This window comes from Pseudomonas sp. BF-RE-25, assembly GCF_019956105.1.
GTDB classification, from domain to species: domain Bacteria; phylum Pseudomonadota; class Gammaproteobacteria; order Pseudomonadales; family Pseudomonadaceae; genus Aquipseudomonas; species Aquipseudomonas migulae.
The window spans coordinates 190,295-214,555 of sequence record NZ_JAHBDB010000044.1 but is presented as its reverse complement, the minus strand read 5'-3'; the positions used below and the strand labels follow the sequence as shown (position 1 = coordinate 214,555).

At 61.5% G+C, this 24,261-nt stretch carries 26 protein-coding genes; 17 read left to right on the top strand and 9 right to left on the bottom strand.

Annotation, left to right across the window (positions count from 1 at the left end; all coding sequences use genetic code 11):
- Positions 1 to 48: 48 nt before the first annotated feature.
- The 3 genes from KGB24_RS20455 to KGB24_RS20445 all read right to left on the bottom strand — a co-directional run bounded on the left by KGB24_RS20455 (position 49) and on the right by KGB24_RS20445 (position 2,350).
- Complete coding sequence (locus KGB24_RS20455; protein WP_008043024.1) at positions 49 to 1,206, bottom strand: cysteine desulfurase family protein; 1,158 nt, start codon at positions 1,204 to 1,206, stop codon at positions 49 to 51.
- A gap of 161 nt (positions 1,207 to 1,367) precedes the next feature.
- On the bottom strand, positions 1,368 to 1,982 hold the full coding sequence (locus KGB24_RS20450) for a LysE family translocator (RefSeq protein ID WP_008032608.1): 615 nt from the start codon (positions 1,980 to 1,982) through the stop codon (positions 1,368 to 1,370).
- 98 nt (positions 1,983 to 2,080) lie between these two features.
- Positions 2,081 to 2,350, bottom strand: coding sequence for a hypothetical protein (locus KGB24_RS20445; RefSeq protein WP_008032610.1), 270 nt, complete (start codon positions 2,348 to 2,350; stop codon positions 2,081 to 2,083).
- Between the two features lie 482 nt (positions 2,351 to 2,832).
- Between KGB24_RS20445 and msuE the strand changes: the two genes are divergently transcribed.
- From msuE to KGB24_RS20425, 4 genes are all read left to right on the top strand, one after another.
- A complete protein-coding gene (msuE, locus tag KGB24_RS20440) occupies positions 2,833 to 3,396 on the top strand; it encodes an FMN reductase (protein WP_008032612.1) in 564 nt (187 codons plus the stop codon).
- A 10-nt stretch (positions 3,397 to 3,406) separates the two neighbouring features.
- On the top strand, positions 3,407 to 4,552 hold the full coding sequence (gene ssuD / locus KGB24_RS20435; RefSeq protein ID WP_008032614.1) for an FMNH2-dependent alkanesulfonate monooxygenase: 1,146 nt from the start codon (positions 3,407 to 3,409) through the stop codon (positions 4,550 to 4,552).
- 154 nt (positions 4,553 to 4,706) lie between these two features.
- Positions 4,707 to 5,894 (top strand): acyl-CoA dehydrogenase family protein, encoded by a 1,188-nt coding sequence (locus KGB24_RS20430; RefSeq protein WP_032829030.1) that lies wholly within the window; start codon positions 4,707 to 4,709, stop codon positions 5,892 to 5,894.
- A 22-nt stretch (positions 5,895 to 5,916) separates the two neighbouring features.
- Positions 5,917 to 7,020: a sigma-54 interaction domain-containing protein gene (locus KGB24_RS20425; protein ID WP_008032617.1), complete on the top strand. Its 1,104-nt coding sequence runs from the start codon at positions 5,917 to 5,919 to the stop codon at positions 7,018 to 7,020.
- Here KGB24_RS20425 and KGB24_RS20420 read toward each other — a convergent pair.
- A complete protein-coding gene (locus tag KGB24_RS20420) occupies positions 7,017 to 7,382 on the bottom strand; it encodes an antibiotic biosynthesis monooxygenase (RefSeq protein ID WP_207286744.1) in 366 nt (121 codons plus the stop codon). The genes KGB24_RS20425 and KGB24_RS20420 overlap by 4 nt on opposite strands.
- Before the next feature lie 95 nt (positions 7,383 to 7,477).
- Between KGB24_RS20420 and soxR the strand changes: the two genes are divergently transcribed.
- Positions 7,478 to 7,945 (top strand): redox-sensitive transcriptional activator SoxR, encoded by a 468-nt coding sequence (gene soxR / locus KGB24_RS20415; protein ID WP_223415872.1) that lies wholly within the window; start codon positions 7,478 to 7,480, stop codon positions 7,943 to 7,945.
- A 116-nt stretch (positions 7,946 to 8,061) separates the two neighbouring features.
- On the opposite strand, the gene KGB24_RS20410 is transcribed toward soxR, so the two are convergent.
- From KGB24_RS20410 to KGB24_RS20400, 3 genes are all read right to left on the bottom strand, one after another.
- On the bottom strand, positions 8,062 to 8,832 hold the full coding sequence (locus KGB24_RS20410; RefSeq protein ID WP_008032622.1) for a MetQ/NlpA family ABC transporter substrate-binding protein: 771 nt from the start codon (positions 8,830 to 8,832) through the stop codon (positions 8,062 to 8,064).
- 75 nt (positions 8,833 to 8,907) lie between these two features.
- Positions 8,908 to 9,573 carry a methionine ABC transporter permease gene (locus KGB24_RS20405; RefSeq protein WP_008032624.1) on the bottom strand — a complete coding sequence of 222 codons (666 nt, stop codon included), beginning with the start codon at positions 9,571 to 9,573 and terminating at the stop codon, positions 8,908 to 8,910.
- Positions 9,574 to 9,575: 2 nt separating this feature from the next.
- The gene (locus KGB24_RS20400) at positions 9,576 to 10,790 is read right to left on the bottom strand and encodes an SfnB family sulfur acquisition oxidoreductase (protein WP_223415871.1); all 1,215 of its coding nucleotides are present in this window, start codon (positions 10,788 to 10,790) and stop codon (positions 9,576 to 9,578) included.
- Positions 10,791 to 11,057: 267 nt separating this feature from the next.
- Here KGB24_RS20400 and KGB24_RS20395 point away from each other — a divergent pair, with 267 nt between their 5' ends.
- From KGB24_RS20395 to KGB24_RS20380, 4 genes are all read left to right on the top strand, one after another.
- Positions 11,058 to 11,516: a VOC family protein gene (locus KGB24_RS20395; protein WP_008032627.1), complete on the top strand. Its 459-nt coding sequence runs from the start codon at positions 11,058 to 11,060 to the stop codon at positions 11,514 to 11,516.
- A 200-nt stretch (positions 11,517 to 11,716) separates the two neighbouring features.
- The gene (locus tag KGB24_RS20390) at positions 11,717 to 12,592 is read left to right on the top strand and encodes an alpha/beta fold hydrolase (protein ID WP_008032629.1); all 876 of its coding nucleotides are present in this window, start codon (positions 11,717 to 11,719) and stop codon (positions 12,590 to 12,592) included.
- 97 nt (positions 12,593 to 12,689) lie between these two features.
- Positions 12,690 to 13,997, top strand: a complete 1,308-nt coding sequence (gene dctA, locus KGB24_RS20385) for a C4-dicarboxylate transporter DctA (RefSeq protein ID WP_032829031.1) — start codon at positions 12,690 to 12,692, stop codon at positions 13,995 to 13,997.
- A 21-nt stretch (positions 13,998 to 14,018) separates the two neighbouring features.
- Complete coding sequence (locus tag KGB24_RS20380; protein WP_317846488.1) at positions 14,019 to 14,969, top strand: LysR substrate-binding domain-containing protein; 951 nt, start codon at positions 14,019 to 14,021, stop codon at positions 14,967 to 14,969.
- A 97-nt stretch (positions 14,970 to 15,066) separates the two neighbouring features.
- On the opposite strand, the gene leuD is transcribed toward KGB24_RS20380, so the two are convergent.
- Both leuD and leuC read right to left on the bottom strand, forming a co-directional pair.
- Entirely contained in the window at positions 15,067 to 15,678 is a 612-nt protein-coding gene (leuD, locus tag KGB24_RS20375) for a 3-isopropylmalate dehydratase small subunit (protein WP_223415869.1), read from the bottom strand.
- A complete protein-coding gene (leuC, locus tag KGB24_RS20370) occupies positions 15,675 to 17,096 on the bottom strand; it encodes a 3-isopropylmalate dehydratase large subunit (protein ID WP_223415868.1) in 1,422 nt (473 codons plus the stop codon). The genes leuD and leuC overlap by 4 nt, the downstream gene beginning before the upstream one ends.
- A 402-nt stretch (positions 17,097 to 17,498) precedes the next feature.
- On the opposite strand from leuC, the gene KGB24_RS20365 reads away from it, so the two are divergent.
- The 8 genes from KGB24_RS20365 to KGB24_RS20330 are packed head-to-tail and all read left to right on the top strand — an operon-like array spanning position 17,499 to position 23,732.
- Complete coding sequence (locus KGB24_RS20365; protein ID WP_008043032.1) at positions 17,499 to 18,701, top strand: PepSY-associated TM helix domain-containing protein; 1,203 nt, start codon at positions 17,499 to 17,501, stop codon at positions 18,699 to 18,701.
- Positions 18,698 to 19,240: a hypothetical protein gene (locus tag KGB24_RS20360; RefSeq protein ID WP_008032641.1), complete on the top strand. Its 543-nt coding sequence runs from the start codon at positions 18,698 to 18,700 to the stop codon at positions 19,238 to 19,240. Before KGB24_RS20365 ends, KGB24_RS20360 begins: the two co-directional genes overlap by 4 nt.
- Complete coding sequence (locus KGB24_RS20355) at positions 19,237 to 19,566, top strand: hypothetical protein (RefSeq protein WP_008032642.1); 330 nt, start codon at positions 19,237 to 19,239, stop codon at positions 19,564 to 19,566. Before KGB24_RS20360 ends, KGB24_RS20355 begins: the two co-directional genes overlap by 4 nt.
- On the top strand, positions 19,563 to 20,135 hold the full coding sequence (locus KGB24_RS20350) for a DUF6162 family protein (RefSeq protein ID WP_223415867.1): 573 nt from the start codon (positions 19,563 to 19,565) through the stop codon (positions 20,133 to 20,135). The genes KGB24_RS20355 and KGB24_RS20350 overlap by 4 nt, the downstream gene beginning before the upstream one ends.
- Before the next feature lie 35 nt (positions 20,136 to 20,170).
- On the top strand, positions 20,171 to 21,097 hold the full coding sequence (locus KGB24_RS20345; protein ID WP_223415866.1) for a metal ABC transporter substrate-binding protein: 927 nt from the start codon (positions 20,171 to 20,173) through the stop codon (positions 21,095 to 21,097).
- Positions 21,094 to 21,930, top strand: a complete 837-nt coding sequence (locus tag KGB24_RS20340) for a metal ABC transporter ATP-binding protein (RefSeq protein WP_223415865.1) — start codon at positions 21,094 to 21,096, stop codon at positions 21,928 to 21,930. Before KGB24_RS20345 ends, KGB24_RS20340 begins: the two co-directional genes overlap by 4 nt.
- Complete coding sequence (locus KGB24_RS20335) at positions 21,930 to 22,829, top strand: metal ABC transporter permease (protein WP_003226663.1); 900 nt, start codon at positions 21,930 to 21,932, stop codon at positions 22,827 to 22,829. Before KGB24_RS20340 ends, KGB24_RS20335 begins: the two co-directional genes overlap by 1 nt.
- Positions 22,830 to 23,732 (top strand): metal ABC transporter substrate-binding protein, encoded by a 903-nt coding sequence (locus tag KGB24_RS20330; RefSeq protein ID WP_223415864.1) that lies wholly within the window; start codon positions 22,830 to 22,832, stop codon positions 23,730 to 23,732.
- The last annotated feature ends 529 nt before the right edge of the window (positions 23,733 to 24,261 follow it).

Sequence of the window (24,261 nt, the reverse complement as noted above, 5' to 3'; positions counted from 1 at the left end):
CACTTCATCATTATTGTTGAGTGCCGATCAACGTCGGCACTTGAGGCCTTATTGCCAGAATGCCGGGGCACTGGCGCAGGCCGCTTTAATCAGTTGTGCCGCCTGGTCGATGTCCTGCTCGGTAGTGAAACGCCCCAGGCTCAAGCGAATGGTGCGGCTCGCCGAGCGGGCGTCATGCCCCAGTGCCAGCAGCACATGAGACGGCGCATTGCTCGCGGAATTACAGGCCGAGGTCGCAGAAAACGCAATCGATGCGCTCAACGCCGCGGAGTTGAACTCGCCTTCACTGAAGGTCAGGCTCAAAGTATGAGGGATGCGCTGGGTCGCGCTGCCATTGAGGCGCACGCCGGGAATGCCCGACAGGTGTTCGAGCAAGCGCTCGCGCAGGCGCGCAATCGTGGCTTTCTCTTCATCGAACAGTTGCGCGGCCAAGGCGAACGCCACGCCCATGGCGGCAATCTGGTGAGTCGCCAGGGTCCCGGAACGCAAGCCACCTTCATGGCCGCCCCCGTGAATCTGCGCCTGCAAACGCTGTTGCGCGCGAGGCCCGACATACAGCGCGCCGATGCCTTTGGGACCGTAGATCTTGTGCGCCGAGAACGACATCAGGTCCACCGGCAATTGCGCCAGGTCGATGGCCACTTTCCCCGCGCCCTGGGCCGCATCGACATGGAACAACGCCTCGCGGGCCCGCACGACCTCGCCGATGGCGGCGATGTCATTGACCGTGCCCAACTCGTTGTTGACCAGCATCAGCGACACCAGAAAGGTGTCCTCGCGCATCGCTTCGCTGACCGCTTGCGGGGTAATCAGACCTTGCGCGTCGGGCACCAGATACGTCACGGCAACACCGGCATCCTGCAATTGCCTTGCGGTGTCGAGAATCGCCTTGTGTTCGATCTGGCTGGTGATGATGTGCCCGCCGGACACCCCGCGAGCCTGGGCCACGCCCTTGAGGGCGAGGTTATTCGATTCGGTGGCGCCGGAGGTCCAGACGATCTGGTCGGCTTGCGCCCCTACCAGCCCGGCGACTTGCTGTCGCGCCTGCTCGACCGATTGCCGGGCCTGTTGGCCGAATGCATGGGAGCTGGACGCAGGATTGCCGAAGTTCCCGGCAAACCCCAGACACTCGACCATGACCTTGATGACCCGCTCGTCCACCGGCGTGGTGGCGGCGTAGTCGAAATACAACGGACGTTTATTCATAAAAGACTCGCAGAGCTTGTTCCGGGATCAGGTGCTGGCAACCCGTGCGCCAGCAATACCTGATCGGATGCGTTAAGAAAGTACGACTTCACTTGAAAGTGCGTAGGAACGCTCCTGAAGTCGAGCTTAACAGGCATCGGGCAACCGGTTGAAGCAATGCGTCAGCTAAAGCTTTCCAGCATCAACGGATACAGCGAAACCACCAGCAACGCGGCCATGCCCCAATTGAACACGCGCAACCAGCGGCGGTCCTTGAGCACGTTGCGCAGCAGCGTGCCGCACGCAGCCCAGACGCCGACGCTCGGCAGGTTGATCAGGGCGAAAACCGCCGCAATCACGATGACGTTGGTGAAATAGCCCTGCATCGGCGTGTAGGTGCTGATGGCACCGATGGCCATGATCCAGGCCTTGGGGTTGACCCACTGGAATGCGGCCGCGCCGAGGTAGCTGATCGGTTTGCTTTCACCGTTCTCGCCGTCGGATACCGGCCCGGAATGCGCGATTTTCCACGCCAGGTACAACAAATACGCCGCGCCAACGTAGCGCAGCACGGTGTAGAGCAACGGATAGCTTTGAAACACTGCACCCAGACCAAAACCCACCGCCACCACCAGGACGAAGAACCCGCAGGTAATGCCAAGCATGTGGGGGATGGTGCGGTTAAAGCCGAAGTTCACGCCCGATGCCAGCAACATCGTGTTGTTCGGGCCGGGGGTGATCGAGGTAACGAGAGCGAACAGGGCGAAGCCCAGCAGCAGATCGAGCGAGAGCGTCATTGGTGGCAGTCCGTCAGGGTCATTCAGGTATTGACCCTATCGCACGCCTGCCGGGAAACCCATGGACAGTTGGGTGAAACTTCGAGCAGTACAGTCGCTCAGCTTGGGCGACCGTGCAGTTGAACAGTGCGCTCGGCGTTCATTTCGCCTTGTTTGTCGAAGCTGAAGGATTTCTGTGGCTGACCGAGCAATTCAGCTTTTTTCGCGTGGTATTCATCGAAGGACAAACCGCGACGATTCAGCGATTCCAGTGCCAGTTCACGGGTTTCCTCGGCGGTGTAGGGCCGCAGTTCCGGGGATACGTGGCTGGCACATCCGGCGAGAACGGAGACGGCGAGCAGCAGGAAAGTGGCGAGTAGAGGTTTCATGGTCTGGCGTCCTGGCATCTGGGTTCGGGGCAATGAACACAGGCTACTCGCGCCTTTGAATGGGCAGAAATCAACGCTCTCGATAGTGGGTATTGAAGCCGAATTGCCCCACCTTGTAGGAGCCGGCTTGCCGGCGATGACGACCGTAAGAACACCGTATGACTCTCGGGCCTCATCGCCGGCAAGCCGGCTCCTACAAGGGACGTGCATATTTCCTAATGATCTATAAATATCTTTCAATGATCTTTTGAGGAATAACAAACAGCCTTTATAACAACCCCATCGCCTTACACAACTGTTGCCCACGCAACTGTTTGCCAGGCAACAGTCATTCAACAAACAGTCCTTAAAATCGAACAGCACGCAGTCATCAATGCGCTGCAAGCCACGTAAATCGTGGGCTCGAAGGATTGGTACATCTCTTGCTCAAGCCCTGTGACTACTCACTGCTCGCTGAGCAACTGTTTAAAAAGGAACTGATCATGTCGCGTCCATTGAAAGTCGTTGCCCTCTCCGGCGGTACCTGGCGTCCGTCCCGCACGTTGGTGCTGACCCAGGCGCTGTTGGCCGAACTGGCCGGGCAATTGCCGATCGAGAGCAAGCTGATCGAACTGGGCGACATCGCCCGGCCACTGGGCGCAGCCCTGTCGCGCCAGGAGCTGAGCGCCGACATCGAAGCCGAGCTGCAAGCCATCGAAAACGCTGACCTGCTGATCGTCGCCGCGCCGGTTTATCGCGGTTCCTATCCGGGCCTGCTTAAACACCTCTTCGACCTGATCGACTTGAACGCGCTAATCAATACGCCGGTGTTGCTCGCCGCCACCGGTGGCAGCGAACGGCATGCGCTGGTGCTCGATCACCAACTGCGCCCGCTGTTCAGTTTCTTCCAGGCGCTGACCCTGCCGATCGGTGTCTACGCCACCGAGGCCGATTTCGCCAATTACCAAATAACCAGTGAGCCCTTGAAGGCCCGCATTCGCCTTGCTGCAGAACGCGCCGCGCCGTTGTTCGGCGTGCACCCCAAAAATCTGCTGAAAATCGCTTAAGGATCTTTTCATGGATGTTTTCTGGTTTCTGCCGACCCACGGCGATGGCCATTACCTGGGCACCACCCAGGGCGCTCGCCCGGTAACGCTCAACTATTTGAAACAAGTCGCGCAGGCCGCCGACAGCCTCGGCTATCACGGCGTGCTGATTCCCACCGGGCGTTCCTGCGAGGATTCCTGGGTCATCGCTTCGGCGCTGGTGCCGCTGACCGAACGCCTGCGCTATCTGGTGGCAATTCGTCCGGGGATTATTTCGCCGACGGTCTCGGCGCGTATGGCCGCGACACTGGATCGTCTGTCCAACGGCCGCTTGCTGATCAACGTGGTCACCGGTGGCGACCCGGACGAAAACCGTGGCGACGGGATCTTCCTCGACCACAGCGAGCGTTATGAAGTCACCGACGAATTCCTGCAGATCTGGCGTCGCGTGCTGCAAGGCGAAGCGGTGGACTTCGAAGGCAAACACCTGCAAGTGCAAAACGCCAAGGCCCTTTATCCGCCGGTGCAGAAACCCTATCCACCGTTGTACTTCGGTGGTTCCTCTGAAGCCGCCCATGAACTCGCCGCCGAGCAGGTCGATGTCTATCTGACCTGGGGCGAACCACCGGCCGCCGTCGCGGAAAAACTCGCTGATGTGCGTGAGCGCGCAGCACGCAACGGGCGCACGGTGAAGTTCGGGATTCGCTTGCACGTGATCGTTCGCGAGACGGCCGAAGAGGCGTGGAAAGCCGCCGACAAACTGATCGAGCACATCAGCGACGAGACCATCGCCGCCGCGCAAAAGTCGTTCTCGCGCTTTGACTCCGAAGGCCAGCGGCGCATGGCGGCGCTGCATGACGGACGTCGCGACAACCTGGAAATCGCCCCCAACCTGTGGGCCGGTGTCGGCCTGGTGCGCGGCGGTGCCGGCACGGCGCTGGTGGGTGACCCGCAGCAAGTGGCGGCGCGGATCAAGGAATACGCGGACCTGGGGATCGAGAGCTTTATCTTCTCCGGTTATCCGCACCTTGAAGAGGCGTATCGCTTTGCCGAGCTGGTGTTCCCGCTGTTGCCTGAACCGTACGCGAGCCTGGCGGGGCGTGGCGTGACCAACCTCACCGGGCCGTTTGGCGAAATGATCGCCAATGATGTGCTGCCCGCCAAAGCCACGGCCTGACCCACCTACTACCTGTAGGAGCGAGGCTTGCCCGCGAAAGCGTCCGGACATTCAAAATGGATGTTGGCTGATACGACGCTTTCGCGGGCAAGTCGGACCGCCGCACCGCTCGCTCCTACAGGGAATCGGTGTTGAATTTATTGAGGAACCCCGCGTGACTGCCAAGCCGCTAAGCGCCCTGTTATCCCCCCTGCAAACCGCCCGCCAGTTGGCCGCCGAGTTTGCCTTGACCGCGGTCGAGCGCGACGAACGTGGCGGTACGCCGAAAGCCGAGCGTGACGCCCTGCGCCAAAGCGGTCTGCTCGCGTTGAGCATTCCCACCCAGTACGGCGGCCTCGGCGCCAGCTGGAGCGAAACCCTGACCATCGTGCGCGAATTCGCCAAGGTCGACAGTTCGATTGCCCACGTCTTCGGCTTTCATCACCTGATGCTCGCCACCGTGCGCCTGTTCGCCCGACCCGAGCAGTGGCAGCCGTGGTTCGAACAGACCGCACGCAAGAACTGGTTCTGGGGCAATGCCCTCAACCCGCTGGACACCCGCACCGTGGTGAAAAAACTCGGTGGCTGGCGCGAGTTTTCCGGCAAGAAAAGTTTCTGCTCCGGCGCCAGCGATTCGGAAATGCTGATCGCCTCGGCGGTGGATGAAAGCGCCGGCGGCAAGCTGTTGATTGCGGCCATCCCCAGCGGTCGCAGCGGCATCACCCTGCACAACGACTGGAACAACATGGGCCAGCGCCAGACCGACAGCGGCAGCGCTTCGTTCGAGCGGGTGCGCGTGGAAGAATCGGAATTGCTGCTCGATCCGGGTCCGCTGAGCACACCGTTCGCCTGCCTGCGGCCATTGATCGCGCAGCTGACATTCACGCACATGTTCCTCGGCATCGCCGAAGGTGCCTTCGAAGAAGCGCGGCAATACACCCTCACCGAAACCCGCCCGTGGCACAAATCCAGCGCTCAGGATGTGCGTCAGGACCCGTATGTGCTCGGCCATTACGGCGAATTCTGGGTTGCGCTCGAAGGCGTTCGCTTGCTGGTGGAACGCGCCGCCGACTTGCTCGACAAGGCTTGGGCGAAAGGCCCGAACCTCAGCGCCGAAGAACGTGGACACCTCGCCACCGCGATTGCCACGGCCAAGGTCGCCGCCACGCGCAACGGCCTCGAACTCTGTAGCCGGCTGTTCGAAGTGACCGGTGCGCGCTCGACTCACGCCTCACTGCGCCTGGACCGCCACTGGCGCAACCTGCGCACGCAAACCCTGCACGACCCGGTGGATTACAAACTCCATGAACTGGGCGACTGGGCGTTGAACCAGTCCCTGCCGATTCCGACTTTCTATTCATAGCCTTCTCATGGAGCCTGCCCCCATGCAACTGCTGACCTTACCGCCCTCGCCCGCCCTGGCCACGTCGATCCGCGCCACCGCGCAAGTGTTCGAAGACCCGAAATCCCAGGCCTTGCTCGCGCATTTGCAACAGGTCGCGCCGAGTGAAGCCAGCGTGCTGATCATCGGCGAAACCGGCACCGGCAAGGAGCTGGTGGCGCGGCATATCCACAACCTCAGCGCCCGGCGCAACCGCCCGTTTGTGGCCGTCAACTGCGGCGCGTTCTCTGAATCCCTGGTCGAGGCCGAGTTGTTCGGCCACGAAAAAGGTGCGTTCACCGGTGCCTTGAGCGCCAAGGCCGGCTGGTTCGAAGAGGCCGACGGCGGCACCTTGTTCCTCGATGAAATCGGTGATCTGCCGATGGCGATTCAGGTGAAGTTGCTGCGGGTGTTGCAGGAGCGCGAAGTGGTGCGCCTGGGTTCGCGCAAAAGCATTCCAATCAACGTGCGCGTGCTGGCGGCGACCAACGTACAACTGGAAAAAGCCATCAACGCCGGGCATTTCCGCGAGGACCTGTATTACCGCCTCGACGTGGTCAGCCTGGAACTGAGCCCGCTGCGTGATCGCCCCGGCGACATCCTGCCGCTGACCCGTCACTTCGTCGAAGCCTACAGTCAGCGCCTCGGCTACGGCACCATCACCATCAGCAAGGAAGCCGAACTGAAACTGCGCAGTTACAGTTGGCCGGGCAACATCCGCGAACTGGAAAACGTCATTCACCACACCTTGCTGATCTGCCGTAACGGCGTGATCGAGCGCGATGACCTGCGTCTGTCTAACATGCGCATCGAGCGTCAGGACGATTACCACAGCCAGCTCGACGATTCACCGGAAGCCTTGCTCGACCGCGCGTTTCAAAAGCTGTTCGAGGAACAGGCCGGCGCGCTGCACGAGAAAGTCGAGGACGCCTTGCTGCGCGCGGCTTACCGTTTCAGCCATTACAACCAGGTGCACACCGCCGCACTGCTGGGTTTGAGCCGCAACGTCACACGCACGCGCCTGATCAAGATCGGCGAACTGGCGGTGAACAAGCGCCGGCCCACGGAAAACGTGCAGGGCGAGCGCTTGATGCAGCTGTCGATTTAGCCCACTAAATTGCAATGCAGCGCGTTGTCGTGGCTGCGTTCCAGGCTGTGCAGCACCTGGAACGAGCCGAACGTCACGGTTTTCGCCTGATGGGCGCGGATCAGTTGCCAGAAATCCTGCTCGCCGCTTTCAAAACCCTGAAACGCGGCTTCCCCCGCCTCACGCGTTTGCCATTGCAGGTAATTGAGCACCCGCCGGCCATCGTCGCTGGCCTGGATGCTCGCACTGAGAAAACCGCTGTAACGCTGGGCCAGGCGTTCGGTCTGTAACGACAGCGCCGACACCAGGGCGGACTGTTGATGGGGTTCGATCTCGAATTCGATCAATTGGGTGAAGCTTCGATTTTTCTCTGGCGCTTGCATGAAGAGTCCCCACTGACGTGTAAGCCGGATCTTGCGATCCGAAGGCCTGCAGGGTAAAACCTCGAGTTAACTAGAGGTCAAGGGACATTTTTCACATGATCACCTCGCAACAACTGCATAAAGAACTCACCGTCGGCCAAGTCGCCGCCCGCAGCGGCGTGGCGGTCACGGCGCTGCATTTTTATGAAGCCAGGGGTTTGATCAAAAGCACGCGCAATCAGGGCAACCAGCGGCGCTATCCGCGTGAAGTGTTGCGGCGGGTGGCGTTGATCAAAGTGGCGCAGCGCTTGGGGATTCCGCTGGCGGAGATTGGCGAGGCGTTAAAAACCCTGCCGGATAACCGCGCGCCAACGGCGGCGGACTGGAAGGTGTTGTCGGCGCAATGGCGCCGGGAGCTAGATGAGCGAATCAATCAGTTGACCTTGCTGCGGGACACGCTCAACGGCTGCATCGGCTGTGGGTGTTTGTCGATGGAGGCGTGTCCGTTGCGTAATTTTGGTGATGTGTTGGGTGATCGGGGGCCGGGGGCGCAGCTGTTGGAATCTGGGACAGATCCGGAATAAGCGGCGCGGCCATCGCCGGCAAGCCGGCTCCTACAGGATTTGCGTAGTTTTCGAATAACACGCGCCCCCTGTAGGAGCTGGCTTGCCAGCGATGGCGTCCTCAAAATGGCTGAAGATTAGAACCCCGGCGCAATCTGCCCTTTATAACGGGTCAAGATGAACTGCCGCACTTCATCGGAATTCAACGCTTTGGCCAGTTTCTGCAAACCCGGGTCGTTGATGTTGTCCGGGCGGGCCACCAGGAATTCGATGTACAGGCTCTTGCCCTTCTCGACGATCAACGCGCTGTTGGTGTCGATCCCCGCTTCCAGAGCGTAGTTGGCAAACACGAACGCCAGGTCCACCTGACTCACCGAACGCGCCAGCAACGCACCTTCCAGTTCACGAATTTTCAAATGCTTAGGGTTTTCGGCGATGTCGCGCTGAGTCGCCAGGGTGTTGCTCGGGTCCTTGAGTTTGATCAGCCCGGCCTCGTGCAGCAGCACCAGTGCGCGGCCAGTGTTCACCGGGTCGTTGGGGATGGAAACCGTGGCACCATCCTTCAGTTCGGCGATGTTTTTGATCTTGGTCGAATAGGCCCCGAACGGTTCGATGTGCACACCGACCACCGGCACCAGATCGGTGTGACGGGTCTTGTTGTAGTCATCGAGAAACGGCCGGTACTGGTAATAGTTGGCGTCGAGGTTCTTCAGGGCAAGCTGCTGGTTGGGCTGGATGAAGTCAGTGAAGACCTTGATGTCCAGGTCCACGCCTTCCTTGGCCAGGGTGGGTTTGACGAACTCGAGGATCTCCGCGTGCGGCACCGGCGTGGCGCCGACGGTGAGTTTTTCGTTGGCGTGAACGCTCAACGACACAAGGGCAGCCAGAATGGCCAAGGTCTTTTTCATGTTGTGCTCCTAGGCAGATAGAGTGGCCGTCGTGGGGCGGACGTAAGGCCTGAGTTTTTTTGTTGAGTCGAATGTTTATCGTCGGCTGTAGCGCGCCACCAATCGGTCGCCGGTCATTTGCAGGGCCTGGACCAGGATCAGCAAAAGCACCACGGTGACCACCATCACGTCGGTCTGGAATCGCTGGTAGCCGTAGCGGATCGCCAGGTCGCCCAGGCCACCGCCACCAATCACCCCGGCCATCGCCGTGTAATCCACCAGCACGATTGCGGTGACGGTGACCGCCGCCAGCAACCCGCCACGAGCCTCGGGCAACAAGGTGTGGCGGATGATTTGCCAGGTGGTGCCGCCCATGGCCTGGGTCGCCTCCACGACGCCGCGATCGACTTCGCGCAAGGCGGTTTCCACCAGCCGCGCGAAGAACGGCGTGCAGCCAACCACCAGCGGCGGAATGGTCCCCGGCACGCCCAGCGAAGTGCCGACCAGCAGCGTTGTCAGTGGAATCAACACAATCAGCAAAATGATGAACGGCAGCGAACGCAGCATGTTCACGATCACCGACAACACCCGGTAAACGCCGATGGCTTCGTGCAACTGGCGCTTGCCGGTGAGGAACAGCACCACCCCCAGCGGCAACCCCAGCAGCACGGTAAAACCGAGGGCGGCACCGAGCATGCTCAAGGTGTCGAGACAGGCCTGGCCAATGTCCGCCCAGTAAATGTTTTTGAACCATTCGGCCATGATCAGGACCAGTCGTGACGCGGCGGTTTAACGCCGTTGAGCAGCCAGTTGCCGACCACGTGGTATTTCCAGCGCACCGGGTCATGCAGGGTGTGCACCCGTGCGTTGCGCCAGTGCCGGTCGAAGTTGTGCTTCTTCAAGGTCGAACGGGTGCCACCGAGTTCGAACAGTTTGTTGGTGGCTTCGATGGCGATTTCGGTGGTCAGCACTTTGGCTTTGGCCACCGCGAGGGACGCTCGGGCGACGTTGTCTTCATTGGGTGCCGGGCGCGCCGCATCCAGCGCCCAACCGGCGCGTTCCAGCAAGGCTTCGGCAGCTTCCAGGCGAATCTCCAGGCCACCGACCTGAATGATGGTCAGCGGATCTTCACTGGCCTTTTCAACACCCGCATCAATCCATGGCCGGGCGAATTGCTGCACGAAGGCGATGGTGTCACGCAGCGCTGCGCGGGCGATGCCGGCGTCGATGGCGGCGGTGGTCAATTGCGCGAACGGGCCGGCCAGAGTCGGGCTTTCATAGGAACGATACGTCGGGAACACGTTGAATGCCGGGACGTGCAGGTCCTCGGCCAGCACCGTGCCGCTGGACGTGGTGCGCTGACCGATGCTGTCCCAGTCGTCGACGATCACCAGCCCTGGGGTGCCGCGTTCGACGAAGGACAACTGGCCCCTCTGCTCTTCATCCAGCGCCAGCACCGCCAGCCAATGGGCGTAGAGCGAACCGGTGCAATAACCCTTGCGACCGTTGATCACATGCCCGTCGCCATAACGGCGAACGGTCGCCTGAATGTCCTGCACGTTTTTGCCGCCGGTTTCCGACAGCGCATTGGCAAAGCGATGACCTTGCAGCGCCAGGCCGAAGAAATGTGCCTGCTGCTCGGGCGTGCCTTGCAGGCGGATGTCTTCCAGCAGGCAATAGTGGTTTTGCGGGATCTGCCCCAGGGACGGATCGGCCGCCGAGATGATCGCAATGACCTGCGCCAGCACCGCGTAGGACACCTGCGCGCCACCAAATTCCTTTGGAACGCTGATGCCCCACAAGCCACTGTTGGAATACAGGTCGACGATCTCGGCGGGCACCTGGCGCGTACGGTCGCGCTCGGCGTCCTGCTCCAGCAAGACCTCGGCGACGCGCTCGGCCACACGCAAGGCTTCGGCTTCATCGGCGATCCGATGGGCGGCCGGCGGGTTGATCGGATAAACGGCAGATTCAGGCATACAAGTCTCTCGGCAACAGTGTTTACCGGAGGACATTGCAGCTTCTGTGCCTGACCGCCCGGCCCTGTGTTTTCGGGCAGTTTCGGGGGGTTTCAACGGTTATTCAGTGAGAAACCCGAGCATTCTGCTGCTTCACTGTTTATGGCCGAACAGTGGCGCTGCTGCTCGTCGGGCACTCGGATGTGTAAAAGGCGCTGGCCTATAGTTATCCGGTCGGAAACCGGCGAAGGACTACCTTCAATTCAACAATAGACAGGGAGAATCGTCATGAGCGTCAAACCCATTCCAGAGGGTTATCACAGCATCACCCCTTATCTGGGCATTCAAAAAGCGGTCGAAGCCATCGAGTTCTACAAGAAAGCCTTCGGCGCGACCGAAGTCATGCGCCTGTCCATGCCCGACGGCAGCATCGGCCACGCCGAACTGCGCATCGGCGACTGCCCGATCATGCTCGGCACGCCGTGCGATCAGGGGCCGTTGAGCAATCCGGACAAGTCACCGTCCGTGGGCTTGCACCTGTATGTGAACGATGTGGACAAGTCCTACAAACAGGCGATTGCGGCAGGCGCCACGGTGGTGTCCGAGGTCAAGGATCAGTTTTACGGCGACCGTTCGGGAACGTTGAAAGATCCGTATGGGCATTTGTGGTTTCTGGCCACGCGCAAGGAAGATTTGACCCAGGCGCAGATTGAGCAGCGGGCCAAGGAGATGTTTCAGCAGGGTTGAGATTTTCAGTGCTTGATCCGGCCTCTTCGCGGGCAAGCCTCGCTCCTACAGGTCCGGTTGTGCTTTTGTAGGAGCGAGGCTTGCCCGCGAAGGCGGCCTCCGAGACAACACACTTCATGAACAAGCGCACCACGCTTTGCGCCTTGCCGTAGTCGCCGAACAATTTCAGGATGCAGGCAACTACAACAAGGAGTCATCCCATGTTCGCCGGATTCCTCAAAGACCAGCGCCACGTCAACGGTGTGGACATTGCCTACCGCATCGGCGGCAGCGGGCCGGGCCTGCTGTTGCTGCACGGTCACCCGCAGACCCACGTCATCTGGCACAAGGTTGCCGAACAACTGGCCGCGCACTTCACCGTAGTCGCTGCCGACCTGCGCGGTTACGGCGACAGCGGCAAACCGCTGGCCAACGACCATCACACCAACTATTCCAAACGGGAAATGGCCAAGGACAGCATCGAGCTGATGAAGTCCCTGGGCTTCGAGCAGTTCTCGGTGCTTGCGCACGACCGTGGTGCCCGGGTTGCCCATCGCCTGGCGCTGGATCATCCGCAGGCCGTGCAACGCATGGTGTTGCTCGACATCGCGCCGACGCTGTCGATGTACACGCAAACCAATGAAGCCTTTGCCCGCGCCTATTGGCACTGGTTCTTCCTGATCCGCCCCGCTCCGTTGCCGGAAACCCTGATCGAGGCCGATCCCGAATCCTATCTGCGCAGCGTGATGGGCAGTCGCAGTGCCGGGCTCAAGCCGTTCACTGCCGAGGCCTTTGGCGAATACCTGCGCTGCCTGAAACAGCCGGGCACCGCACGCGGGATCTGCGAGGACTACCGGGCCAGCGCCAGCATCGATCTGGATCACGACCGCGCCGACATCGACGCCGGCCATCATCTGAACTTACCGCTGCTGGTGCTGTGGGGTGCCGAAGGCACGGTCGGCCGCTGCTTCGAACCGCTCAAGGAATGGCAACACGTGGCCACCGACGTGCGCGGCAAAGCGCTGCCCGCCGGCCATTACATCGCCGAAGAAGCCCCCGAGCTGCTGCTCGCCGAAGTCCTGGCTTTCCTGCGCTGACAGCCGCGCCGTACTGATCTGAATCCACTTTCCGCCGCAGGCCGTCACTGGCCTGCGCGGGATCGTCATGCCCAAAAACCGTCTCGAGATAATAAAAATGACCATCAAGAAACTGCTGGGAACCCTCTACGTGCAGGTGCTCATCGCCATCGCGCTGGGCATTGTGATCGGCCATTTCTGGCCGCAGATCGGCATCGACCTCAAGCCGTTGGGTGACGGTTTCATCAAGCTGATCAAGATGATCATCGGCCCGATCATCTTCTGCACGGTGGTCTCCGGAATCACCAGCATGCACGATGTGAAACAGGTCGGCCGGGTCGGTGGCAAGGCGCTGCTGTACTTCGAAATCGTCTCCAGCCTTGCGCTGTTGATCGGCCTGCTGGCGGCGCATGCGCTGCATCCGGGCGCGGGGTTCAACATTGATGTGAAGACGCTGGATTCGTCGGCGATTGCCGGTTTTGTCGGTCAGGCCGAACACGGCGAAGGCATCACCGGTTTTTTGCTGCACGTGATTCCGACGACTTTTTTTGATGCCTTCTCCAAGGGTGAAATCTTGCCCGTGCTGTTCGTCTCGGTGCTGTTCGGCATTGCGCTGGTGATGGTCGGTGAAAAGGGCCGGCCACTGGTGAACGTGATCAATCAGGCTAGCGAAGTGTTTTTCCGCATCGTCGGCATCATCAGCCGCGTCGCACCGATCGGGGCGTTTGGCGCGATTGCGTTCACCATCGGCAAGTACGGACTCGGCTCGTTGCTGCCGCTGTTGAAGCTGATCGGCACGTTCTACCTGACCGCGTTGATTTTCATTGCGTGCGTGCTCGGCAGCATTGCCCGTTATGCCGGCTTCAGCATTTTCAAACTGCTGGCGTACATCAAGGCTGAACTGTTGATCGTACTCGGCACCAGCTCTTCGGAATCGGCACTGCCGCAGTTGATCCAGAAACTCGAAAGCCTGGGCGCCTCCAAAGGCGTGGTGGGGATTGTCGTGCCGACCGGCTACACCTTCAACCTGGACGGCACCAACATTTACATGACGCTGGCGGTGCTGTTTTTGGCGCAGGCGACCAACATTGACTTAAGCCTTGAGCAGCAACTGACCTTGCTGGCCGTGGCGATGCTCACCTCCAAAGGCGCGGGTGCGGTGGTCGGTGCGGGGTTCGTGGCGCTGGCGGCGAGCCTGGCCGTAGTGCCGACCGTGCCGGTGGCGGCGATGGTGCTGATCCTCGGTGTCGACCGTTTCATGGCCGAATGCCGATCCCTGACCAACATCATCGGCAACGCCGTCGCAGCGCTGGTGGTGGCCGCCTGGGAAGGTGAACTGGACCGCAGCAAGATGGCGCCGATTGCCCTCAAACGCGGGCGCCACGCTCGGGCAGCAGCGGCGGCGGCCAAGCTGTCTGCTGAGTAAGTCAACGTTCACACCGATGCTATGCTGGCGGCTCATGCCGCCAGTGCCCGTTCTGTCATGACCACCAAGAAAGACACCGTGCCCCTGCCCGAAGACCTGCGTGTATTACTTACCGTCATTCGTAAAAGCGGTTTCGCCGCCGCAGCGGATGAACTGGGCCTGTCGCCCGCCTACGTCAGCAAGCGCATCCAGATTCTCGAAACCACCCTCGGCACGCGGCTGCTGCACCGCACCAGTCGCCGCATCGCCCTGACCGAGGACGGTGAGCGCGTGCAGCGCTGGGCGTTGCGGATTCTCGATGATTTCCAGCAACTGCACGACGAACTCTCCGACGCCCACGACAGCCCTCGCGGGCGTCTGCATTTGTGCAGCAGTTTCGGCTTCGGGCGCAATCACGTGGCGCCCGCCCTGTCACTGCTGGCCGAACGTTACCCGGACCTGGAGATTCGCCTCGACCTGTTTGATCGGGTGGTGGACATCGTCAGCGAAGGGTTCGACCTGGAGATCCGTGTCGGCGATGACATCCCCGGTCAGCACATCGGCCGGCGACTGGTGAGCAATCGGCGGGTGTTGTGCGCGGCGCCCGGTTATCTGCAACGCCATGGCACACCACAGGTGCTGGGTGATCTGGAGCAGCATCATTGCCTGGTGATCAAGGAGCGCGATAACGCCTTCGGCATCTGGAACCTGGAACACGACGGGGTCCAGGAGAGTGTGCGGGTCAGCGGACCGTTGTCGTCCAATAACGGCGAAATTGTCTTGCAGTGGGCACTGGATGGGCGCGGGGTGTTGTTGCGGTCACTGTGGGATGTGAAGCCGTTGCTGGAGCAGGGGCGATTGGTGCAGGTGCTGCCCGGATACACCCAGAGCGCCAACGTCTGGGCGGTGTACCCGACGCGGCTGGCGTACTCCGGGAAGTTGCGCGCGTGTGTGGAGTTTTTGCAGGAGCATTTCAAAGGGTTGTCGGTTTGATTTGCGGTGTATGGGCGGGCCTCTTCGCGGGCAAGCCTCGCTCCTACAGGTGCGACTCAATCCCCTGTAGGAGCGAGGCTTGCCCGCGAAGGCGATTTCAGCTCAGCCAGGGGTTGGCGGTCAGGTGTTGGTGTTCGAAGGCTTTGATTTGTTCGCTGCGCTGCAAGGTGCTGCCGATGGCGTCGAGGCCCAGCACCAGCGCGGTTTTGCGCAGGGTGTCGATTTCGAAGGGGATGACCTCGCCTTGAAGACGAATCTGCTGCGTTTCCAGATCAACGTTGATCAGCGCCGTCTCTGGCTGACTGACCACTTGCCCGAGCCGCTGCAACACAGGCTCATCCAGCGTAATCAGCAGCACCCCATTACGCTGGCAGTTGTCATAAAAAATCCCCGCAAAACTGCTGCCGATCAGCGCGCGGATGCCCATCTGCTTTAATCCCCATACCGCATGTTCACGGCTCGACCCGCAGCCGAAATTCGGCCCGACCACCATGAAACTCGCGCCCTGCCAGGCCGGTTGATTGAGCACGAACGCAGGGTTGGCTTGGCCGTCAGGCAAAAAACGCAGATCAAAAAACAAACCCCGATCCAGCCCGGAACGGTCGATGCCCTTGAGAAACTGTTTGGGCATGATCACGTCGGTGTCGATGTTGGCCGCGAGCATTGGCGCGGCTTTGCCGCTGACTTGAGTGAAGGGTTGCAGGCTCATGCGCGGGCTCCAAAATGACGGATGTCGGTCAAGCGGCCAGTGATCGCCGCCGCAGCGACCATCGCCGGGCTCATCAAGTGCGTACGGGCACCGGCGCCCTGGCGGCCTTCGAAATTGCGGTTGGTGCTGGAGGCGCAGCGGTCGCCCGGCGCCAGCACGTCGTCGTTCATCGCCAGGCACATCGAGCACCCGGACTGACGCCACTCGAAACCGGCATCGATAAAAATCGCTGCCAGGCCTTCGGCTTCGGCCTGATCGCGCACTTCGGTGGAACCCGGCACGATCATCGCCCGCACGTGTTCGGCGACGCGTTTGCCGCGCACCACGCTGGCGGCGTCGCGCAGGTCTTCGATGCGGGCGTTGGTGCAGGAGCCGATAAACGCGTGGCTGATGACGATGTCGCTCAGCGGCATACCCGCTTCGAGGCCCATGTAAGTCAGGGCGCGGCGCATGTCCTGGCGCAGGATCAGGTCGCTGATGTCTTGCGGGTCCGGCACGCGGGCGCCGATCGGCGAGGCCTGATCCGGGCTGGTGCCCCAGGTGACCATCGGCTCCAGCGCGCTGGCGTCCAGCGACACTTCACGGTCGAACAGTGCGTCGGCATCGCTGTGCAAGGCGCGCCATGTCTGCACCGCTTGCTCCCACAGCACACCTTTGGGCGCGCGGGGTTTGTCCTTGAGGTAGGCGAACACTTTGTCGTCCGGCGCCATGAACGCCCCCCGTGCGCCCGCCTCCACCGCCATGTTGCAGATGGTCATGCGCGCTTCGACGCTCAGCGCATCGATGGTCGAACCGCGAAACTCGATGGCGTAGCCCGTGGCCCCGGACGCGCCGATCCGGCCGATCAGCGCCATGATCACGTCCTTGGATGTCAGCCCCGGCGCCAGCTCGCCGTCCACCGTCACGCGCAGGGTTTTCAAGCGTTTGTAGACCAGGGTCTGGGACGCCAGCAGGTGTTCGATCTCCGACGTGCCGATACCGAAACCGAATGCGCCGAGGGCGCCGTAAGTCGTGGTGTGGCTGTCGCCTGCGGCAATCACCATGCCCGGCAGGATGAACCCCTGTTCGGGGGCGATGACGTGCTCGATGCCCTGGCGTTTGTCGAGGATGTCGAGCAATTCGATGCCGAAGTCCCGGCAGTTTTCCGCCAGGTACGACACTTGCCGCGCACCGCCGGCGTCCGACATCGCCGCAATGCGGTTGGGTGCCGTGGGGTTGACGTGATCGACCACCGCCAGCGCGGTGCCGGGGCGCCAGACCCCGCGCTTGGCTTCGCGCAAACCGCTGAAAGCCTGGGGGCTGGTGTATTCGTTGATGACCTGGCGGTCGATGTACAACAGGACGTGGCCCTGGTCATCGAGGCGACACACCGTGTGGGAATCGATGTGTTTGTCGTAAAGGGTTCTTGCTGAAGTCATGGGGATATTCGCTCAGGCTCGCGGGTTTCAGGCGTCTGCGCCCCATCTTAGGCAGTCGCCCGGCCCCATCAATGGCCGCAGAGTGATCCCTTGGAACATGGTTCGTGTTGGATCAAGGCAACACCGTATGTAGGAGTGAGCCTGCTCGCGATAGCGGTGTGTCATTCAACATTGATATCGACAGAAATACCGCTATCGCGAGCAGGCTCACTCCTACAAGGTTTTGCGTTCACAGGAATACGAAACATTTACTTTCATATCGAGGTTCGGGATTTCTGATTCTCATTCGTCTTATATAGATGCAGGCGGTTCGCGTAGGCAAAAGCCACGACCGCACTTTTCATGGACCCCACGCTGGGAAGCCCGCAGCAGAGGCCCTCTCATCGATACAAGACCTTAATCATGTCGAAGAAATCCCGCTCAAAACTCTGGTTTCTGGTCCACAGCTGGCTGGCCCTGCCCATCTGGTTTTTTGTGCTGATCGTCTGTGTGACCGGCACGCTGGCGGTGATCAGCCAGGAAATCGTCTGGCTGGCCAACCCGCAAATGCGCGCCAGCCAACCTTCCGATGATGCGCCGCTGTTGAGCTATGACCAGCTCATCGCCGCGATCAAGCAGGCCGAGCCGCAGATCCTGGTCGAAAGCATCAGCCGACCTGACGAAACGCATTTCGCCCTGGACGTGGAAGTGACCTACCCCGACGGCCGTTCGGTGGTGGTCTACGTCAACCCGTACAGCGGCGTGATCCAGGGCACGGCTCCGCAATTCAACTTCAGGGCCTTCACCCGCGCCTTGCACGGTTGGTGGCTGGTGCCGTTCACCAATGGCTACAGCTGGGGCTGGTATTTGGTGTCGTTTCTCAGCCTGCCGCTGCTGGCTTCGCTGATTACCGGGCTGGTGGTCTACAAGCGCTTCTGGAAAGGCTTTTTGCGACCGACCCTGCGCCTGCGTCACGGAGCGCGGATTTTCTGGGGCGACTTTCACCGCCTCAGCGGCATCTGGTCGATCTGGTTCATCGCGGTGATTTCCGTCACCAGCACCTGGTTCCTGATCGAAGCGTTCATGTTCGATAACCAGATCACGATTTCCACCGCCCCGGTGGCGCCGGTGGTCCCGCGTGAGAGCGTGCCCCTCACCGCCGACGGCTCGCCGGCACCGATGATCAGCCTGGAAACGGCAATCCGTGAAGCGAAGGCACGCATTCCCGGCCTCGAAGACAGCTTCATCAGCCTGCCCGCCAATGCCTACAGTTACCTCTCGGTGGGTGGCCGCAGCTGGTATCCGCTGATGTTCCAGACTGCCGAAATCAACCCGTACACCGGCGACGTCGCCGTGACCCGCCTGCTCTCGGACCGCTCGGGGCTGGAGCTGGTGACCGAATCGATGCGGCCGCTGCACACCGGCGATTTCGGCGGGCTCTGGATCAAGCTGATCTGGTTCTTCTTCGGCCTGCTCCTGAGCATGATGGTCCTCAGCGGCCTGCTGATCTGGACCAAGCGCACTGCGTTGGCCACCGCTAACGCCCTCAAGCGCAGCAACAAACGTCCTCGCGCTGCCGATGCCACTCACGTCACGAGCCACGACACCACGGAGGTCAGCCAATGAGCCTGTTCGCCGCCGAAAAACCGGGGTCCAGACTGAGCCGCTTCTGGCACAAATGGCGCTTCCACATCAACGTTTTGCTGTTGCTGGTGCCGCTGGGTTTCATGCCCAAGTACTTTGCCGATGCCGCGCTGTTTCGCGGGGACACCGGCCTGGGCGAGCGGGAAATCGGTGAAGTTCAGGTCGGGCCGTGGAGCCTGCGCCTGGCGGAACTTCGCAACGAAGCACCGCGGCCCGATGGCCCGGCCGGTTACATGAAGAGTTTCAACGCGGCGCTGTGCGACAGCTGCCGCGAGCAGGTCAAGGCGACTTACCTGCGCATCGGCAAACCGCGCAGCCTGCGCGCCGCCGGGGTGATTTTCTTCGGCACGCCCTACCGCATGGGCGCCATGCTGCCGATCCCGGAAAAAACCAAGGCCGACGCCGAGCTGTGGATCACCATGGAAGGCTGGGACGGCGCGATGCATCAAGCGTCCATCCCGCTGAGCCAGGCATCCCCCGCCACCCTCGAGTGGCTGAACAAACAAGGAGGCAAACCATGAGCAACGCATTTCGCCCTCTCCACGCCGTTTTGCTGGTGCTGTGCGCCGGCTTCAGCGCCAGCGCCCTGGCCCACAACCCGATGTGCGAGTGCAAGGCCATCGACGCCGAGCAGATCCAGTGCACCGGCGGTTTCTCCGACGGCAGCGGCGCACCGGGCGTGACCCTGGATGTGATCGGCTACGACGAAACCATCCTGGTGCCGGGCAAGCTCGGTGCCGATTCCAAACTGACCTTCAAGAAGCCCAGCGCCGAATTTTATGTGCTGTTCGATGCCGGTCCCGGCCACGTCGTCGAGATCGACCAAGCGGACATCCAAGCCCCATGAGTACGCCAACTACCCATGTCGTCCGCCCGGCCGGTGCCGGCCATGAAACCCTGTATGTATTGTTGCTGTGCCTGATGATCCTGGCGGTCGCCGGTTCGGTTGTCGCCTGGCGTCACGAGTCCCAGGAAATCAGCACCGTCAGCAGCCATCAACTGGATGCCCGCCGCGACCTCAGTGCCTCCGAGCAAGGCATCTACGCCGACCTGCGGGTGACGCTGGACGAGATTCACCTGCTGCGTCAGGAACAGCAAACCCTGCCGACACCTGAAGCCCTGGCGGACGAAGGTTTTGCGCCGTTTGCCCAGGACGCCAGTTCCGTCAGCCGTGGCGCGCATGCCTGGCAATTGCTCGACGCCAAGGCGTATTTCGGCCAGAGCCAGACGTCCGCCGTGGCCGGTTCGTTTCTGATGCGCCTGACTGCCGACGACGATGCGCCAGACATCTGGCTCAACCGTGGCGCCGACCTCAAAGCCCCGGCCGACGTCACGGACGCCGCGCTCGAAAGCGCCGGCTGGCAGCAGATCGTCGCGCAATTCGATGCCGGCGTGACCCGCCAGCACCGGCACTGAACCCTCGCCTTCACCCGAGAGAAGACCGCTTTCCCATGCCTATTTCATCTCCACGTTCATTCCTGCGGCCGCTGCTGATCGGCCTGCTTGCCTTGCTGCTGACGCCACTGGCCGGCGCCGACGAAGCCAAGCGCCTGCGCATCGGCATCACCCTGCACCCTTATTACAGCTACGTGGCCAACATCGTCGGCGACAAGGCCGAAGTGGTGCCGCTGATTCCGGCGGGTTTCAACCCGCATGCCTACGAGCCCCGCGCCGAAGACATCAAGCGCATCAGCGGGCTGGACGTGATCGTGCTCAACGGCGTCGGTCATGACGACTTCGCCGACCGCATGATCGCCGCCAGCGAAACGCCGAACGTGGCCGTGATCGAAGCCAACGAAAACGTACCGCTGCTGGCCGCCACCGGTGTTGCCGCGCGCGGTGCCGGCAAAGTCGTGAACCCGCACACTTTCCTGTCGATCAGCGCCTCCATTGCCCAGGTCAATAACATTGCGCGGGAACTCGGCAAGCTCGACCCGGCCAACGCCAAGACCTACACCCAAAACGCCCGCGCCTACGGCAAACGCCTGCGGCAGATGCGCGCCGACGCCCTGGCGAAACTGACCCAGGCGCCGAACGCCGAACTGCGCGTGGCCACGGTTCATGCGGCTTACGATTACCTGCTGCGCGAGTTCGGCCTGGAAGTGACCGCTGTGGTCGAACCGGCCCACGGCATCGAACCGAGCCCGAGCCAGCTGAAAAAGACCATCGATCAACTGCGCGAACTGGACGTGAAAGTGATTTTCTCGGAGATGGATTTCCCGTCCACCTACGTCGAAACCATCCAGCGTGAATCCGGGGTGAAGCTGTACCCGCTGTCGCACATTTCCTATGGCGAATACACCGCCGACAAGTATGAAAAGGAAATGACCGGCAACCTCAACACCGTGGTCCGGGCGATTCAGGAGTCGGGGCAATGACCGCTAAAGAAACACTCAGCGAATCCCCTGTGGGAGCGAGCCTGCTCGCGAAGGCGTCGGGTCAGCCGACATCATCGTTGAATGACATTCCGCTATCGCCGGCAAGCCGGCTCCTACAGGTTTCCGGGCCGACGCTGGATTTTGCGGAGGTCAGTTTGACCCTGGGGCGCACGACGATCCTTGACCAGGTCACCTTCCAGGTTCAGCCCGGCAGTGTGCATGCGTTGGTCGGCCCTAACGGTGGCGGCAAGAGTTCGTTGATCAAGACCCTGCTCGGGCAGATGCCGCATCAGGGCCGCTTGAGCCTGCAATGGCCCGGCGCCCCCGGCACCATCGGCTACGTGCCGCAAGCGCTGGAGTTTGATCGCGGCTTGCCGATGACCGTCGACGATTTCATGGCCGCGATGTGCCAGCGACGCCCGGCGTTCCTCGGGTTGAGCAAGCATTACGCGGCAGCGATTGGCGAAGCGCTGGAACGGGTCGGCATGCAGGACAAGCGCAAGCGGCGCATGGGCGCCTTGTCCGGTGGCGAACGTCAGCGCGTGTTGCTCGCACAGGGACTGATCCCGGCGCCGCAATTGCTGGTGCTCGATGAGCCGATGTCGGCCCTCGATGAGGCGGGCATTCAGGTGTTCGAACGGCTGCTCGGCGACTGGCGTCAGAGCGGGATCACCGTGCTGTGGATCGAGCATGATCTGGAAGCGGTCGGGCGTCTGGCGGATCGCGTCACCGGACTCAATCGCCGGGTACTGTTCGATGCCACGCCGAAACAGGCACTGACCCCGGAACGTTTGCTGACCCTGTTCTCGACCCATCCACGGAGCGCTGTCTGATGAGTTACGAAGCCTTTCGCTTGATGGTTCAGGGCTGGGCGTCTTCGGGTTATCTGCCTGAGGCGCTGGCCTATGGATTCGTGGTCAACGCGCTGCTTGCCGGTTTGCTGATCGGCCCTGTGCTGGGCGGCTTGGGCACGCTGGTGGTGGTCAAGCGCTTCGCGTTTTTCTCCGAAGCGGTGGGTCACGCGGCGCTGACTGGCGTGGCCATTGGCATTCTGCTTGGCGAACCCTACACCGGGCCCTATGGCAGCTTGTTCGGTTACTGCCTGCTGTTCGGGATATTGCTGAATTACCTGCGTAACCGTACGGGGCTGGCGCCAGATACCTTGATCGGCGTGTTCCTGTCGGTGTCGCTGGCACTGGGCGCGAGCCTGCTGTTGATTCTGGCGGGCAAGATCAACGTGCACATTCTGGAGAACGTGCTGTTCGGTTCGGTGCTGACCGTCAACGGAAATGACTTGCTGGTGCTGGCCATCGTCGGTTCGCTGGTGATGGCGCTGGCCTTGCCGCTGTACAACCGCATCATGCTCGCCAGTTTCAACCCGCAACTGGCGGCGGTGCGCGGCGTCGCGGTGAAGACCCTGGATTACCTGTTCGTGATTCTGGTGACGCTGATCACTGTGGCGGCAGTGAAAGTCATCGGGGCGATTCTGGTGGGTGCGCTGTTGGTGATTCCGGCAGCGGCAGCGCGATTGCTCAGCCAGTCGCTCAAGGGATTCTTCTGGTGCTCGGTACTGATCGCCACGGTCAGCACGCTGTGCGGGATTCTTGCGCCGATTGTGTTCGACCTGCCGATCCCATCCGGCGCCGCGATCATTCTGGTGGCCGGTATCGCCTTCGCCCTCGCCGCCATTGCGCGCGGCGTCGTCCCCAGCCTGAAAGGGAACCTCGGATAAATGTCTTTTTCTCTGCGTCAACTGACCCTGGCCGTCGCCCTGTGCGGGCTGGTCAATACCTCGTTTGCGGCGGACAGCGCCAAACCGTTGCATGTGCTGGCGTCCTTGCCGATCACTTATGGTCTGGGCGAAGTATTGCTCAAGGGCACCAACGTCAACCTTGAACGCGCGGCGCCGGCGAACCTGCCCGGCAGTCGTCAGACGGCTTACTTCACCGGGCGCGGCGCGCCGGCATTGGCCAAACTGGCGACTGACGCCGATGCGGTGATTGGTCTGCGTTCGTTGTGGGCGGATGATCCGCTGTACCCGATCGCCCGGCGCAGCAATATTCGCATCGTCGAAGTCGACGCCGCTCGCCCGGTGGACGGTGCCCTGCCCGGCATCGCCGTGCAGCCGGGCAACAAGGTCGATGGCTTGAACAGCCAGCCGTGGTTTTCCAGCAACAACATGGGGCGCATGGCGGATGTGATGGCGGCGGACCTGGTGCGTCTTGCACCTGCTGCAAAGCCTGTGATCGAGGCCAACCTTGCGACACTGAAACAGCGCTTGCTCAAGTTCAGCGCCAACAGCGAAGCGCGGCTGGCCAGTGCTGACAATCTGAGCGTGATGAGCCTGAGCGATCACTTTGGCTACTTGATTGGCGGGCTCAATCTGGAACTGATCGGTCTCGATGCACGGCCTGACGCCGAGTGGACACCGGAGGCGCTGAAGCAATTGGGTGTGACGCTCAAGGACAATGACGTGGCGGTGGTGTTGCATCATCGGCAGCCGTCGGACGCAGTGAAAGCGGTGATTGCCGAGGCCGGGAGCCGGTTGGTCGTTTTGAGTGTGGACGCGGCGGATCCGGTGGCTGAGCTGGAGGGGAATGTGGATTTGGTGATCAAGGGGTTGAGTGGGGCGTGACGTCAGTTGGACCGCGTTATCGTTCTTCGCCGGCAAGCCGGCTCCTACAATGGGCGTTACACAAATCCCTTGTAGGAGCCGGCTTGCCGGCGATGACGGCCTGATAGCCGGCCATTTCCTTTCAGGTGTACATATCCATTGCTGCGGTAACGGCTGATATTGGTTTCGCCCTTACGGCGAGTCACTTGGAAAAGCCCCAAGTAACCAAGGGCTCTTGCCCCTTTCGTTCGGTGCCTCGCCTAGGCTCGGCATACCCTCGCTCCGGTCCTGCTCCGTGGGCCCGCCGCCATCGGCCATCCATGGCCGGGGGCGGCTAACCCGGCATCCATGCCGGGTTGCCCACTGCGCAGAACCTCCACTCGGCCTCTCGAGGGGGCGCTCAGATCAAAAGCGGAAGGCGAGCTAACGCTCGGCCTGATGAGTGGTGAAAATCAAAAGCGTATGGGATTCCCTGTAGGAGCCGGCTTGCCGGCGAAAAACGCCCAGACACCGCGTTCATTCAGACACCCCGCGTTATCGTTGACGCCCA